At 63.3% G+C, this 14,597-nt stretch carries 12 protein-coding genes; 2 read left to right on the forward strand and 10 right to left on the reverse strand.

The window, feature by feature from the left end:
• From QZ269_RS05075 to QZ269_RS05115, 9 genes are all read right to left on the reverse strand, one after another.
• Positions 1-686: branched-chain amino acid ABC transporter permease (locus QZ269_RS05075; protein WP_367272221.1), on the reverse strand; the 686-nt coding region annotated here is incomplete at its 3' end.
• 46 nt (positions 687-732) lie between these two features.
• Positions 733-1,782 carry a branched-chain amino acid ABC transporter permease gene (locus tag QZ269_RS05080; RefSeq protein WP_291424956.1) on the reverse strand — a complete coding sequence of 350 codons (1,050 nt, stop codon included), beginning with the start codon at positions 1,780-1,782 and terminating at the stop codon, positions 733-735.
• 409 nt (positions 1,783-2,191) lie between these two features.
• Entirely contained in the window at positions 2,192-3,193 is a 1,002-nt protein-coding gene (locus QZ269_RS05085) for an XdhC family protein (RefSeq protein WP_291424958.1), read from the reverse strand.
• Positions 3,194-3,496: 303 nt separating this feature from the next.
• Positions 3,497-4,900, reverse strand: coding sequence for a superoxide dismutase family protein (locus tag QZ269_RS05090; RefSeq protein ID WP_291424960.1), 1,404 nt, complete (start codon positions 4,898-4,900; stop codon positions 3,497-3,499).
• Positions 4,901-5,076: 176 nt separating this feature from the next.
• The gene (locus QZ269_RS05095; protein ID WP_291424961.1) at positions 5,077-6,321 is read right to left on the reverse strand and encodes a sorbosone dehydrogenase family protein; all 1,245 of its coding nucleotides are present in this window, start codon (positions 6,319-6,321) and stop codon (positions 5,077-5,079) included.
• 274 nt (positions 6,322-6,595) lie between these two features.
• Positions 6,596-7,009: a MauE/DoxX family redox-associated membrane protein gene (locus QZ269_RS05100; protein ID WP_291424963.1), complete on the reverse strand. Its 414-nt coding sequence runs from the start codon at positions 7,007-7,009 to the stop codon at positions 6,596-6,598.
• Positions 7,010-7,361: 352 nt separating this feature from the next.
• Positions 7,362-9,209 (reverse strand): ATP-dependent zinc metalloprotease FtsH, encoded by a 1,848-nt coding sequence (ftsH, locus tag QZ269_RS05105; protein WP_291424965.1) that lies wholly within the window; start codon positions 9,207-9,209, stop codon positions 7,362-7,364.
• A gap of 252 nt (positions 9,210-9,461) precedes the next feature.
• Positions 9,462-10,250, reverse strand: a complete 789-nt coding sequence (locus tag QZ269_RS05110; protein WP_291424967.1) for an enoyl-CoA hydratase-related protein — start codon at positions 10,248-10,250, stop codon at positions 9,462-9,464.
• Between the two features lie 427 nt (positions 10,251-10,677).
• On the reverse strand, positions 10,678-11,550 hold the full coding sequence (locus QZ269_RS05115) for a DNA repair protein (protein WP_291424969.1): 873 nt from the start codon (positions 11,548-11,550) through the stop codon (positions 10,678-10,680).
• A 91-nt stretch (positions 11,551-11,641) separates the two neighbouring features.
• On the opposite strand from QZ269_RS05115, the gene QZ269_RS05120 reads away from it, so the two are divergent.
• Positions 11,642-12,640 carry a serine hydrolase gene (locus tag QZ269_RS05120; protein ID WP_291424971.1) on the forward strand — a complete coding sequence of 333 codons (999 nt, stop codon included), beginning with the start codon at positions 11,642-11,644 and terminating at the stop codon, positions 12,638-12,640.
• Positions 12,641-12,666: 26 nt separating this feature from the next.
• Here QZ269_RS05120 and QZ269_RS05125 read toward each other — a convergent pair whose 3' ends face one another.
• Entirely contained in the window at positions 12,667-13,242 is a 576-nt protein-coding gene (locus QZ269_RS05125) for a DUF2239 family protein (protein ID WP_367272223.1), read from the reverse strand.
• A 112-nt stretch (positions 13,243-13,354) separates the two neighbouring features.
• Here QZ269_RS05125 and QZ269_RS05130 point away from each other — a divergent pair, with 112 nt between their 5' ends.
• Positions 13,355-14,230, forward strand: a complete 876-nt coding sequence (locus QZ269_RS05130; protein ID WP_291424973.1) for an N-acetylglucosamine kinase — start codon at positions 13,355-13,357, stop codon at positions 14,228-14,230.
• The last annotated feature ends 367 nt before the right edge of the window (positions 14,231-14,597 follow it).

Here is a 14,597-nt window from a genome sequence, read left to right on the forward strand (position 1 = left end):
GCCAGCGAAGCGTACATCGCCGAGATCATGAAGACCTCGACCTTCATGCGGAAGTTGTTCACGCCGAACGCCTCGGCGACCACCGGGCCACCCCGCAGCGCCCGCAATGCGCGGCCCACGCGGCTTTGCAGCAAGAAGGCGGTCAGGAGCATGACCACCACTAGACACAGCAGACTCAGGTAGGCGTACTGCCGGGGCGAGGTCAGGGCTGCGCCTAGCACCGTGACCGGCGGAATGTCGGTCAGGCCGGTAAAGCCGCCCAGCGCCGGGGTATTGCCGAAGGTATAGAACAGGCTCATGCCCCAGGCGATAGTGGCCAGCGGCAGGTAGTGGCCCGACATCCGCAGGGTGACCATTCCCAGGAACCAGGCGATCAGGCCCGTGACCAGCAGTCCGGCGGGCAGGCCCAGCCAGGGACTGAGGTGGTAGTGAGTGGACAGGACAGCGGTGGTGTACGCCCCAACCCCCATGAAGGCGGCGTGCCCGAAGCTGGTCAGCCCGACCACGCCTGTCAACAGCACCAGCCCGATGGCAACGATGGCAAAGATCATGACGTTGATCATCACCGTGACTTTGAACAGGGGCAGCAGCAGCGGCAGCGCCAGCAGCAGCAGCGCCAGCCCCGCGCCCAGCAGCACACGCGGCGTAAAGCGCGGCGGGTTGGTCGCTATAGCCTGCCGGATCACGCCGCACTCCTAGCGCGGCGCGGGCAGCGGTTCATAGGAAGTCTGTTCATTCCTCATCCTCCGGGATGTGCTTGGTGATCAGCGAGCGCCACAGCAGCACTGGCAAAATCAGGGTAAAGACGATCACTTCCTTCCAGGCCGAAAGGCTGAAGGAAGCGAAACTTTCAATCAGGCCGACCAGCACCGCGCCGCCCGCCGCCAGCGGGAAGCTGACCAGCCCGCCGATGATGGCCCCGATAAACCCCTTGAGGCCGATCAGGAAGCCGCTATCGTAGCCCATCGCCACGCTCGGGCCGATCAGCATACCGCTGACCCCGCCGATCAGGGCCGCCAGCAAAAAGGTCAGTGTGCCGGACGCGGTCGGGCTGATACCCACCAGCCGCGCCCCGACCCGGTTGACGGCAGTCGCCCGCAGCGCCTTGCCCATCATGGTGCGCTCGAAAAAGAAGAACAGCCCCATCATCAGCGTGGCCGAGGCCAGAATGACCAGCAGGCTCTGCTGACTGACCGTGACTTGCCCCAGCCTGAGGTCGCCGCTCAAAAAGGGCGGCGTGCGCGAACCTTCCGGCCCGAAGAACACCAGCGCCAGCCCCGAGAGCACCATGTGCAGCGCCACCGAGGCGATCAGCAGCACCAGTACCGTGGCGTTTTGCAACGGCTGGTACACCACGCGGTAGATCAGTGGCCCGAGCGGGGCGACCAGCAGCAGCGTAATCAGACTTTGCACCAGCAGCGGCAGTTTCATGGGGGCCAGCGAGCCTAGGGCGAACCACAGCACTGCTCCGGTGACGGCGGCCCCGACCAGGGTAGTCAGCGCCCGGCTGCTTTGCCCTGCCCGGAACTGCGAGAAGGCCTGCATGACGGCGGCGACGGCTAGCAGCACCAGCAGCAGCCCCAGCGTGCCAGGCACCTTGCCGCCTTGCAGGGCAGCTAGCGTCAGCGTGCCGAACACCACGAACTCACCGATGGGAATAAAAATGACGCGGGTTACCGAGAACACCAGCACCAGCGCCAATGCCAGCAGCGCGTACACCGCCCCATTGGTCAGGCCGTCGGCAAAGAGGACGGGAAAGATGGAGGGGTCAAAGACCTGCATGACGGCTCCTGCACGGCGGTTTTATAACTGAAAGATAGGTCACTTGAATAGCCTCCGGAAGGTCAGGTTCTGGGAATAGGACGGGGTATCGCGGCGGCGGCGAAGTTGTTCGCGGGCCGCGTCTTCAATTTTTCTTCATCTTGGACAGTCTTGTTATAGCGCCTCGCCGCCCGGAGGTCACCATGCAGATGTCTGGCACTCCCGAGCGGCGCTGATGAACCAGGCCGCCGCTAGCGAAAACGCCGCCTGCCCCCGAAAACGGGACAGTGCAGCGCAGCAGAAACGCAGCAGGCCACAAACTTCCAGTCGCCGCTCTGCATAACGGGCGTCCTACTGGAAAAATCCGTGACATTTAACTCGTGCTGACCTCGCCCGTGCCCAGCACGAGTGGCCCGAACAAGGCTGGGGGCTACTCCGTTCTGCCCGACAACGGCTGAGCGCCCGTCCCCTCCACCGTCTGGACATATTCCGAGAGCACACTGAGGGCAATTCCGGCAGGCGAACTGAGGCCGAGGTCAAGCCCTGCCGGGGTGCGGAGGCGCGCCAGTACCCCCGGCGGCGTGCCGGTCTCGGCCATGAAGCGCAGCAGGGCTTGCCCCCGGCGGCGCGAGGCGACCAGCGCCACATACCGCGCCGGGCCGCCCAGCACCCGCCCCAGCACCGAGAGTTCGTGCGCGTAGTCGTGGGAGAGCACAGCCACGCCGTCGCCGGGCCGCAATTCGGGTAACAGCAGGTCATGTCCCGCCGGAACAATCAATCGCTCGTGCGCGTCGGGCAGGTGCGCGGGGGTCATCCGCCCGGCCTGGTCGTCCGTGACCACCACCCGCAGCCCCAGCGTCCGCGCCAGCCTTGCCAGTGGCGGGGCCACCGGGCCAGCCCCCACGATAAGAAGGGTGGGGGGAGCGGGGCGGTGTTCGGTGAAAGCACCGGTCTCGTCCGGCACGGCCTGCGGCGAGAGGTCGCCCGCCGCGCTTCTGGCCCAGGTCGGCCCCGCGCCCCCGCCCAGCGGCGTGAACACCTGCACGTCCTTGCCCGCTTCCCGCCGCGCCGCCAGCCAAGCCCACAGAGGGTGCCCCGGCGACATCGGCGTAAGCTGGGCGCTCACTTGGCCCGAGCAGGTCAAGCCGAACTCGTAGTCGTCCCCGCTGCCGAGGTCCAGCGAGACAAGCCGCCCCGCGCCGCTTTCCCGCACCGCCTCTACCTCGCGCCGCAACTGTCCATCGGCGCAACTGCCGAGGGTCAGCGTGCCGCGCAGGGTGGCGTCGGCCAAAGCCCAGGCGCGGCGACCTGCCGCCTGGCCCCGGCCCCCGCTGCCGACGAGGGTAACGAGCACTGCCTTGCGTGGCCCCTGCCCGGCGAGTTCGGCGCACAGGGCCAGGAAGGCAGGGTAGGTTTCGTCTATAGCGTTCACGGTGTCATACCCAGTGCCGATTGAACCGGGCCGTTATAGATTCAACCGGAGCAGACGCGAGTAGGAAAAGATACGGGTTTCGCGGCCTGTCGGTATAGACGGCCCCGTCTTGGTCAGAACGGCACCCGGAATGGGGCCTGACCGCTTCTTGGTCAGAACGGCACCCAGGATGGGGCCTGACCGCTCCCCGACTGCGCCAGAGTTGAGCGGAATCCGTAGAGTCGGTACTCACGATGACTTCCGAACAGGGCAAGCAGCAAAAGATACGTGTTGCGGATTGTGGGGAATTGGACGCCGCACCTATCAGAACTTGCCAAAGCGGGTGAGCTTGAAGGGCGTTTCGGGCGTGCCGCCCATGCGGTCAAGTTGCGCCTGCGTTACCACGAGGTCGCCTCCCACCATCGCCAGCGTCGTGGGGAAGCGCAGCCCGGCCAGCGGCTCTTCCTTGACAAGTTGGCCGCTGCCGTAGTCGGCGCTCAAGCTCACTTTGGCGACTACCTGATTCTTATTACGGGCCACGTACAGGTCATGGCCGCTCAGCAGCAGGCCGTCACCGTTGACGAGGCCGCCCATGACCTTGCTGACCGCCTTCGTCTTCAGGTTGATGCGCCACAGCTCGCCGGTATTCAACTGAATCGCCAGCAGGTATTTGCCGTCGGGCGTCGCCACGATGCCGTTGAGGTTGACGCCGGGGCCGTACTTGATAGGGGTCTTGGAAAGGTCAAGCCAGGCGGTCAGGTTCATGTTCTTGTCTACCCGGAACAGCACGGGACGGGAAGAATCGGTGACGTACACATTGCCGTCGGGCGCGGCCACTAGGTCATTGACATAGGGGCGCGGTGACTTGGGCGTCTCCAGCACCTTCAGCGTCATGCCATCTGGCGAGAGGATACTGACTGTGCCCTGAGCACCGCCCGCGACCCACAGGCGGCCCTGCGCGTCCACCTTCAGGCCGAGGGCCACCATCCGCCCCAGTGCGCCGCCCTCCTGAAACTTGGTGACGGCTCCGGTCTGCGCGTTGATGGCGTAAACCGTGCCGTTCTGGGCGCTGCCGGTGTAAATCACGCCTTTTCTGGCGTCATAGGCCACGCCTTCGGGGAAGTCCTGCGGGCCGGGCAGCAGGTAGTCGCGCACAGTCAGCCCGTTACGTACAATCACGCCGCAGCGCTCGCGTGCGCCCGACTTGCCCGCAGGGTCAGACTTGTAGTCGTCGGGCTGGGCGTGGATGACCAGAGTGCGGTTAAGCACGCCGTTTTCTCCGGTCAAGCTGGTCTTGTCGGTCATGAAGCTGGCCTTGCCCACGCCGTCCGCGCCCACTGTCAGCATGGGCAGGTCGCCGCCGTGCCCGTACAGGTTGGGGGCCTTTGGGTCACCGTGGTTCTTGCTCATGCCGGGGTCGAAGTGCCCGCCCGCGCCGCCAAAAGGCACCACCGTATTCGTGGCCGGGTCCACGCCGGGGGTGCAGCGCCCGAATTCGTGCAGGTGCATGCCGCGCTGTCCCGGCGTCAGGCCGCGCACCTCCACCGTGACGTGGACACCCGCGCCCATCTGTTCAAACTGGGCGCTGCCGAGGACTTGCCCGGCAGAGTCACGCAGGGCGGCAGTCGCCTTGAGCGGAGCGGCTGGAAGGGGGGCGGGGGACTGGGCACCGCCCACACTGGCGAGGCCGAGCAGAAGGGCAGGAAGAAGAAACAGGGATTTATTCATGAAGAAACCTCTGATGGATTCTGGGTGGCTTAGAGGGGTTGCATTAGGTTCGGGCACACTTGCCAAAAGCACCAGATGGCCTCTGCCCGCAGCTTTGCGAGTCCCTGACAAGGAAAGAGTGAAAAAGATGGTCAAAAGAGCACCATCTTTTGGCACAATGCTCTAAACTGCTGGACTCATTTCCCGGTGTAGCGCACCCGGTAGATCACGCCGCTCTGGTCGTCGGTAAACAGCAGGCTGCCGTCGGTGTAGATGGCCACACCTGCCACGCGCCCGAACTGCTTCCATTCGTCGCCTTCCTTGTACACGAAGCCGGTCACGAAGGGTTCAATTTTCTCGGGCTTGTTCTGCGCGTCAAACACCACCCGCGCAATCTCGTAGCCGCTCGGCTCGTTGCGGTTCCAGGAGCCGCGCAGGGCGACGAAGGCGTCGTTCCGGTACTCGACAGGAAACTGGGTGCCGGTGTAGAACTTCATCATAATGGCGGCGGCGTGGGCAGTGTAGTTAAGGGCGCTGCCCTGGGTGGCCGCGCAGTACTCGGCTTTGGTCAGCTTGCCGGGGATGTTAGCGGTGGTCACGTAGGGATCAGGCTGCTTGTCGCCGTAGCACACCGGCCAGCCGTAATTCTTGCCGCGCACGATAACGTTTAGTTCCTCGGGCGGAATGTTGTCGCCGTGCCAGTCGCTGCCCTGGTCAAAGCCGTAGAACGTTTTAGTGATGGGGTGCCAGCCGTAACCGATGGTGTGGCGTAGGCCGCGTGCGAAAACTTCGCGGTACTGCCCGTCCGGGGAAATCCGCAGGATGGTGGCTTCCTCGGGGTTCTGGGTAGGCGAGTCGTTGTTGGTGGAGCCGAACGAAGCGTACAGGTAGCCGTCTGGCCCCCACAGCAAGCCCCGCGCCGGGTGCTGGCCCGCGTCGGGAAAGCCGTCGGCAAAGACGCGCGGCACGCTCAGAGCGCCGTCTTTCGCCATGTCCATCACCCAGATGGTCTTTTCGCCCACCGCGTACAGCTTGCCGCCCCTGACGTCCAGGCCGTGAACGAGATTGAGGTTTTCCGCGACCTTGCGGCGCTCCCCGGCGTCAAATTTGCCGTCCTTGTTGGCGTCCTTGAGGTACCAGATGTCCCCATTGGCACGGCGGGTCAGGTAAATGGAGCCATCACTCATCACGTGCATCATGCGGGCGTTGCCCAGGTCCGTCGCCATCACGCTGATTTGGAATCCGTCGGGGACTTTGAGGCGGGCGAGCTTGTCGGGCGTGAAAGCCAGGGCCGTCGGCTCGTTCTTGGTGACGGTGGCGCTGACGGGTTTTTCCGGCGCGGGCAACGGGCGGGGGGTGGGCGCGGGGGGCGCCTGAGTCGGGGTGGTCTGGGCGAGGGCCACCGTGAGCAGGGCAGCGGTCAGGGTCAGCATTCGTTGCATTTAAAATCCTCCGGGAAAAGTTTGCTGGGATTGAAATGAATACTAGAGTGTGCGCGTGTCCGCGTGAGTCAGCTTTCGGTCAGTCTGGATTTTCGGCAATGCTCCTCGGTTCTACCTGGGGCTGCACTTTTATTTCGGGGCGGGGCGCGGGGCGTCAGCTCGCGGAGTTCAAATGCTCCGCCCTGATCACGAATAACGGCCCCCGGCACGGGGATTGCTCCCTTCCTGGGTCATGGGGGTGCCTCATAGGTGGGGCCTGAGGTTAGACGGGAACTCAGTCGCGCCGTTTATCCAGCGCCCCGGTGCTCCACAGCGCCGCTGCCACCAGCACAGGCTGGAAAAACAGCCGGACAAAGCGCTTCTGGTCAGTGTCCAGGCCAAAAGCGCTCGTGTGCGTGAGGTACTGCGAGATATTGCCGGGGAAAATGGCGACGAAGAAGGCGGCCAGCAGCGTCCCGACGGTGCGGCGCCGAGGCTGTTTAGTCGCCAGCATAGCCACGCCAAAGGAAATTTCCACGACACCTGAGGCCAGCACCACGAAGTCTTTGTCCAGCGGCAAGAAGTCCGGCACCTGCGCTTGAAAGTCCTCCCGCGCGAAGGTCATGTGGCTGGTGCCCGCCAGAAGCATGATGCTTCCCAGAAGGATGCGGGCGAGGCTCTGGGCTTTGGTTTCGGTGCTCTTGTTCATGGTTTATTTCCTTGTTATGCGGACTGCCGATTGAACCGGGCCGTTTTGGATTCAATCCGAGCCGAGGCGAGAAGGAAAGATACGGGTTTCGCGGTATGGGCTACGGCTTCTTGGTCAGAACGGCACCCGTATGGGGCCTGACCGCACCAGTGAAGGGGCCTGCCCGCCTCCCGACTGTACCAGAATTTAGCGGAATCCGTATGGCAAGCCACACGCGGGCGTGGCAGGATGGAACTGGTGCTGCCCACACGCAAACAAAAGTTCCGGTGCAACAAAAGTTCCGGCCAAATAAAACTCCCCCGCGCGGCGGCGGGGAAGGGTGGTTCAGGCTAAAGCTCGGGCGTTGGTTGGTTCAGGCAGTGGTCTGGGGCATCGGGGTGGCGTGGCCCCCGGTGCGGGCGACCGCGTCGCGCACCACGTCACCGGTAATGAGTTCCTGGGTCAGCAGCGCCTCCGCGACCTCATGCATGGCTTGGCTGTACTCGGTGACCAGGGTGCGCGAACGCTCGTAGGCCTTGTTCAGAATGCGTTTGACATCCTCATCGACCAGCTGGCTGGTATGCTCGCTGAACATCTTGGGCTTGCCCATATCTTCGCCCAGGAACACGGGGCCACTGTCGGTTTGCAGCGCCATGTTCTTGAAGTTCTCCCCCATGCCCCACTCCAGCACCATCTTGCGGGCAATGTTGGTCGCCTTGCGGAAGTCGTCGGCGGCGCCGCTGGTGATGTTACCGGTGAAGACTTCCTCGGCGGCGCGCCCCCCCAGCGACACGACCAGCTGGTTTTCCAGGCGCTCCTTGCTCATCAGCACCTGCTCTTCGGGAAGATAAAAGGCGGCCCCCAGCGCACGCCCACGCGGAATGATGCTGACCTTTTGCAGCTTGTCACTGCCCGGAATCACGGCGGCAGTCACGGCGTGCCCAGCTTCGTGGTACGCGATGGCGCGTTTTTCTTCGGGACTGATGGTCAGCGAGCTGTTTTCCAGGCCCAGGGTGATCTTGTCGAGCGCCCGGTAAAAGTCACTCATGTCGATCTGGGTCTTGCCGATGCGGGCGGCCTCCAGCGCGGCCTCATTGGTCACGTTCTTGAGGTCCGCGCCGCTGAAGTAAGGCGTGCTCTTGGCGACTTCCTCGATGTCTACGCCCTCGCCGATGGGCTTGTTACGCATGTGCACCTTTAGGATAGCCTCGCGCTCCTTGAGGTTGGGCAAGTCGATGGTTACCTGGCGGTCAAAGCGGCCAGGGCGCAGCAGGGCCGGGTCAAGCACGTCGGGGCGGTTGGTCGCGCCCAGCACGATCACGTTGCTGGCCTTGTCGAAGCCGTCCATCTCACTCAAAATCTGGTTGAGGGTCTGCTCGCGCTCATCGTGTCCGCCGCCGATGCCCGCGCCGCGCTTGCGCCCGATAGAGTCGATTTCGTCGATAAACATGATCGCCGGGGCACTCTTACGGGCGTCTTCAAACAGGGTACGCACGCGGCTGGCGCCGACCCCTACGAACATTTCCATAAATTCGGACGCGCTTACCGAGAAAAAGGGCACGTCGGCCTCGCCTGCAATCGCGCGGGCCAGCAACGTCTTCCCTGTTCCGGGCGGGCCAACCAGCAGCACGCCTTTGGGGATTTCCGCGCCGATCTGGTGGTACTTGCCGGGGTTTTTCAGGAAGTCCACGACCTCGATCAGTTCCTTTTTGGCTTCCTCGTGCCCGGCCACGTCGGTGAACTTGGTCTGCACGCGGTTTTCCTTACCGTACTTCTTGGCCTTGGACTGGCCGAACTGCATCACGCCGCTCTGACCGCCCTGCGCCCGCATGAAGAAAAAGTACATCATGCCGATCAGCAGCAGCACTGGCAAAAAGGTCGCCACCAGATTCAGCCACTGGCTGGGGGCCTGGAAGCTGGTCTTGACATTGTGTTTTTGCAGCTCGGGCAGCAGGTTATTGTCGGGCGTCGCCAGGTTGCCCGGCAGGCGCACGCTGAAGCCCTTGACAGTATTGTCGTTGCCCACAGTGATCGCGTCTTTAAGCGTGACCTGGGCCGTGTTTTCTTTGATGACAACCCGCTCGACTTTATCCTGAGCCAGTAGGGTTTTGAACTGGTTGTAATCGACAGCGCTCCGGCCCGGCAGACTGGTCTGGGTAAACATCAGAAACAGGGCCAGAACGAAGAGAACAATAAGCCATGGATTTGTGAACCGCCTCAAGAATGGGCCTCCGAAAAGTTAAGTGGTGGAGCAGTTTGACGTGCAGTGGTAGCGGCTGAAATAGAACATGCAGGGCGCACCTCACCCTGAGACTTGAGTGTACCAGTATCAAATGACTTAAGCTAGGACAGTTGCTCCAGCTTCCTGAACTTTCCTTTACCATTCTGTTTTACTTGTACCCGAGTCACTTATGGCGGGCCTGGATCAGCGTGACTGGCCCGGTGATTTCCACCGTTACGGTGCTCTGGGCGCTCACCGCTCGGCCACACTGTTCCAGTCGGGGCTGCGTTTTTCCAGAAAGGCCGTCACGCCCTCCTTCAGACTCTCGGAGCCGCGCCCCAGCGCGTTCAGCCGGGCGGCCTCCCTGAGACCATCCGTTAGGTCGAGGTGCGGGGCCTCGGTCAGCATCTGCTTGGTCACGCGTAGGCTCATGGGGGCGTTGGCTGTGACCGTTTCGGCCAGTTCCAGCGTGTGGGCCAGCGCCTCACCTTCGGGCGCGGCCTGCGTGATCAGGCCAATCTGCGCGGCGGCCTCGGCCCCCAGTAGCCGCCCGCTGAGCAGCAGGTCGCGGGCGTGTTTTTCGGCGAGCTGGCGCGTCAGGAACACCGCCACTACCGCCGCCACGAAGCCGATCTTGACTTCGGTAAAGCCCACTCTGGCCCGCGCGTCTTGCACGGCAAAATCGCAGGCACAGATCAGGCCCGCGCCCGCGCCGATGGCGTGCCCGTTCACCGCTGCGAAGGTGGGCTTGGGAAATAGGTACAGCTTGTGCAGGATGTCGGCAAACGCGGTGGCGTCGGCCAGGTGCTGCTCATGCGAGCGGCTCGCCATGGCCTTCAGTTCGTCCACGTCCAGCCCGGCGCAAAAGGCGCTGCCCTCTCCGGTGATGACCACGCCATGCACGGCGGGGTCGGCCTCGGCGCGGTCGAGCGCTTCACTCAGCGCCGCCGTTAGCGGGCCGCTCATGGCGTTACGGACTTCCGGGCGGTTGAGCCTTAGCACCAGCAGGTGCCCACGGCGTTCTTCCAGAATTAGGGTCATAGACCGATTATCCCTGTCCGGCCAGCGCAGTGACCAGCGTGGTGATACGCGAGGTCGCCAAGAAGGTGCCCACCTCGTTGTACAGATCGCTGACCCACAGCTGCAACTTCTGCCCTGAGGTCTAGCTGGTGTCCTCGGGGCAGAATGACTGAAGCGTACCGGGGGTGCATCTCCGAATTTCTGGGTAAGGGAGAATAGGGCATGAGCGACCAAGATGCGTCACAGATTGCCTTCGCAAAACTCATCACTGCAGTGAGAGCGGAACCCGGCCCACACGCCACGCTAAATCAGACTGGAGCCTTACTCCTGGCCCGACAGGACAACCTGTTGCGCTCCATACTTCAGCAGGGCTCATAGTGGATTCCGGGGAGCTGAGGTGAGCAATAGAGACAGGAGTGGGCCAAGAATACTAGCGGCCCGATCCAAGCTAGCGGCTGGTCAGGCCGTGGCGCAGGACTTCCGAGAGCTGCTTGGTAATGTGGCCCTGGGCCTCGTCAAGTTCGGCGGAGGCGTTCCTGAGCTGGGTGCGGTACTGCTCGGGATTGCGGCTTTCCTCACCGCTGATCCGGTGAACGGTAGCCTGCACCGCGAAATGCGCTTCGGGCAGCCGCGCCAAATTGGCCCCAGCACTGGGATGACGGGCTGCGAGCAGAGCACCGAGCATACCGACCTCTTCACTGCGGCGCATCAGTTCACGCTGGAAAGCGCGGTCCTTGATACTGGTAATTACGTCCCAGGCCGCGTCCGAGAGGGCCGCCTGCGCCGAAACAGGCCGGGTCACCTCGATAAACAGGTGCTCGCCGCTGCGCCAGAGGCGGTGAAAAGTGCCGCTGCGCCCAGCGATCCAGTGGGTCTCGAAATCACGGGCCTCCTCGATCAGGACTTTCAGCTGCGCAAAGGGCGCGTCCGCCGGAACGCGGTGGCCTTCTGGCAACGCCCCCCACAGGCTCAGCCCATTCTCGTCGGCGGCCCGCATGGGTTCGTAGGCCTGGGCCAGCGCCTCATATCCGGCACTCAGGTCGGCCACGGCCCGGCCATCGACCAGCAGGGTAATGTCGCTGCCGTCCTCGGTCAGTTGCGCCTCATGCTTCAGGTGGTGCAGTCCCAGGCCCCAGCGCTGCTGCGCGGTACTCAGCGCCTCGGTCAGCGCCGCATTCAGGGTCTTACGGTCCGCCTCACTGTCGGCCAGGGCTTGAATCTGACTGTCCACAGCCGCAGTAGACATCAGAATATCGAAGACCTCGAAAGGCCGGAAAGCCGTCTCGGTCGCGGAATCATCTTTTATTTTAGCTCGTGCCATACTGCCCGTATTATGTCATACACAGAACGATTTGACCAGACTCGTGGCCCTAGCATGCCTCCGACGTGGCCCACGGCATTAAGCTGAAAGCGTGAACATTCCGCCCACAACTGACCACCGGCTGCGCCGGGCACACCAGTACCAGGGCCTGAGCGGCGCGGCCCTCGGGGTCGTCAACCGGAACGGTGAGCGGGCGACGCTGTTTGTAGGCGACGCGCAGCAGGAACCCAGGCACATAGCGTTGCAACCGGATTTCTGGTGGGACCTGGCGAGCCTGACCAAACCTCTGTTCACCGCCCGCTTCATTCTGCGGGCAGCAGAACAGGGCCAGCTGGATCTCGACGACCCGCTGGCCCGCCATCTGCCCGAACTGGGCTGGATGCAGGACACGCCCCTCAAAACGCGCACCTTACGGCAATTGCTGACCCACACGGCGGGCCTACCGGCCTGGCTGCCCCTGTACACCTGGGGCGAGCGAGACACGGTCCGTGCCCGACTGATGCAAGAAGCCTTCGAGCTGCAACCGCCCGGGGAAGTGCTGTATTCCGACCTGGGTTATATGCTACTGGGCTTCGTCCTGGAAAAGGTCTATGGGCAGCTGCTTGATGCTTTTGCGCTTGCTCCGGGACTCACCTTCAAGCCACAGCCCGAGCGGAGTGTCGCCACCGAGCATTGTTCCTGGCGTGGGCGCGTCCTGCGCGGCGAAACCCACGATGAGAACGCCGCCGCACTGGGCGGGGTCGCGGGCCACGCTGGTCTGTTCGGAACCCTTGAAGGCGTTCTGGATCAGGTGCAGCTGCTCTTAAGCGGAGGCTGGCTTTCTCCGGCTGCACAGGCCGCCGCATTGAGGCCCGCTGTGGACGGGCGCACCCTGGCTTTCGCGCTCAGCCAGCCTGGGTTCAGCGGCGGCAGTCTGTGCAGCCCACAGACTTTCGGACACACCGGCTTTACCGGCACGGGGCTGTGGGTCGATCCGGTGAGCGGCCTGGGCTGGACCCTGCTGACCAACCGGGTTCACCCCTCGCGGCGCGGCAGCCTCGACCTACAGGAACTGCGCCGGGCAGTCGGGAATACCTTGCTTGCTTCATAACGTTGCGTTTTTCCCCTCAGCTGGGCTTAATCGGCTTCCACTTCAGTGGCGGCAAAGGCCGGGGCAGCCAGCCTAAGCGCGTAGGTACGAATATCTCCGGGCCAGGCGGCACTATGCGCCAGAAAACGGCCCCTGTCACGCTGATACAGGGCGCGGGCCGCTTCTTCGTAGCCTGGCAGGTCGCCCGCCATGACCTCAAGAAAGCGGTCGGTGGCCGCCTGCGCCTGCTGAAGGCGTTCACCTTCCGGGTCTTTTTTACGGGCCTCATCAATCAAGCGCCGTAACGTGGCCGACGCTCCTCCACGCTGGGTTTCTAGCCATTCCCAGTGACGGGGCAGCAGCGTAACCTCACGCGGCACCACTCCTAGCCGGGGCCGCCCAGGACCGGGCCTAGGTGTGCTGGCCGCTTCCGGCAGTGCCCGCGCCAACACATCTTCCAGGCTGCCAGACAGATCGAAGTCGGTCTGCCGCCCGGTGCGGTCTTCAAAAATAAGCACCTGCCCCAGCTTCCGGCTTTTCAAAAATCGCAGGGCCTCCCGCCGCTCACCCGTGAACAGCCTGTTCTGGTCCTGAAAAATAGTGAGCTGATCTTCCATCTGCATGTCATATATTATCCGGGTAAAATTTCTGCTGTCAATATTACCCGGATTAAATGTGATTGGGGTCTGAAGATATGCTTGAATAGGCAGCCATGACCCAACCGGTGACCGTTTGATGCCCCTCCCCGTTTGCCTCGGCGTAGATGCCGGGGGCAGCAGCACCAAATGGGTTCTGATGCAGGGTCAGACCGTACTGGCACGCGGACAGGCGCCTGCCCTGACAGCGGCTCTTGTACACACACCAGCTGGCAAAGCCGCCCTGAGAGCGCAGCGCTCCTCGTTGCCTGTCACGGCTCAGAGGGCACATTTCGGCCTCCCAGGACTTTCGGCGGGTACACCGCAGGCCGGGCAGCTGCGGCAAGAGCTGGCAGCTAGCCTCGGGCTCGGCCCTGAGGCTGTGGGCCTGGAAAGCGACCTGGACCTGGCTTACTCGGCACATTTCGCGCCGGGCGAAGGCATTCTGGTGTATGCCGGAACAGGAAGTATGGCCTATCACCTCCCGGTCAGCGGTGAGCCTGTTCGCGCTGGCGGGCGCGGCTACCGCATTGGCGACGAGGGCGGCGGCGCAAGCATAGGCCGAGCGGCGCTGCACTGGGTCACCGACTTTCTGGACCGTGGTGAAGAGCCACACGGCCCCCTCGCAGCCGAGGTCGCCAAACTGACCGGGGGTCTCGACTGGCCTACGCTGCGGGCCTTCGTCTACGGCACCCCTGGCGCACGCAGCCTTGCACTGGTCGCCCCAGCCGTGACCTGCGCCGCGCAACTCGGTGATCCGCAGGCCCTACAGTTGTTGCGGGAAGCCGCCTGCGCTCTGGTCAGGCTGACAAAGAACGTTCAATTGCAGACCGGCCCCCTGCCAGCCAAAGCCACCGGAGGGGCCTTGCAGAGCGCGCCTCTGCAACAGGCTTTGCAACAGCAGCTTCCCACCATACAGATCGCTTTTGCAGATCATGCCTGGACAGCGGCTGGGAAGGCCGCCAGAACAACTTGACCGAGCATTTGGGAGGCCGGGGGGGCCAGCTAGGGGTGAACGGGGACGCGCAGCAGCGGGGCGTTTCAGACAGCAGGAGTGACGCCCAGCACGCTCAATGCCCTGTGAATATGAAGAGGCGCTTTGAACTGTGATCCGGGGTCCGTATAGCCCAGCAGAAAAACGAACAGCACTGGCGAGTCACGCAATTAAGAGAAGAGGGGTGCATCTCCAAATTTCGGGGTAAGGGAGAATGGGGCGTGAGCGATCAAGATGCGTCACAGATTGCCTTCGCAAAACTCATGACTGAAGTGAGAGCGGAACTCGGCCTCCACGCCACACTGAATCAGATTGAAGCCGCACTCCTGGCCCGAATGGAGTCTATGTC

The sequence above is a fragment of the Deinococcus sp. genome (genome assembly GCF_018260405.1).
In the GTDB taxonomy this organism is placed as follows: Bacteria; Deinococcota; Deinococci; order Deinococcales; family Deinococcaceae; genus Deinococcus.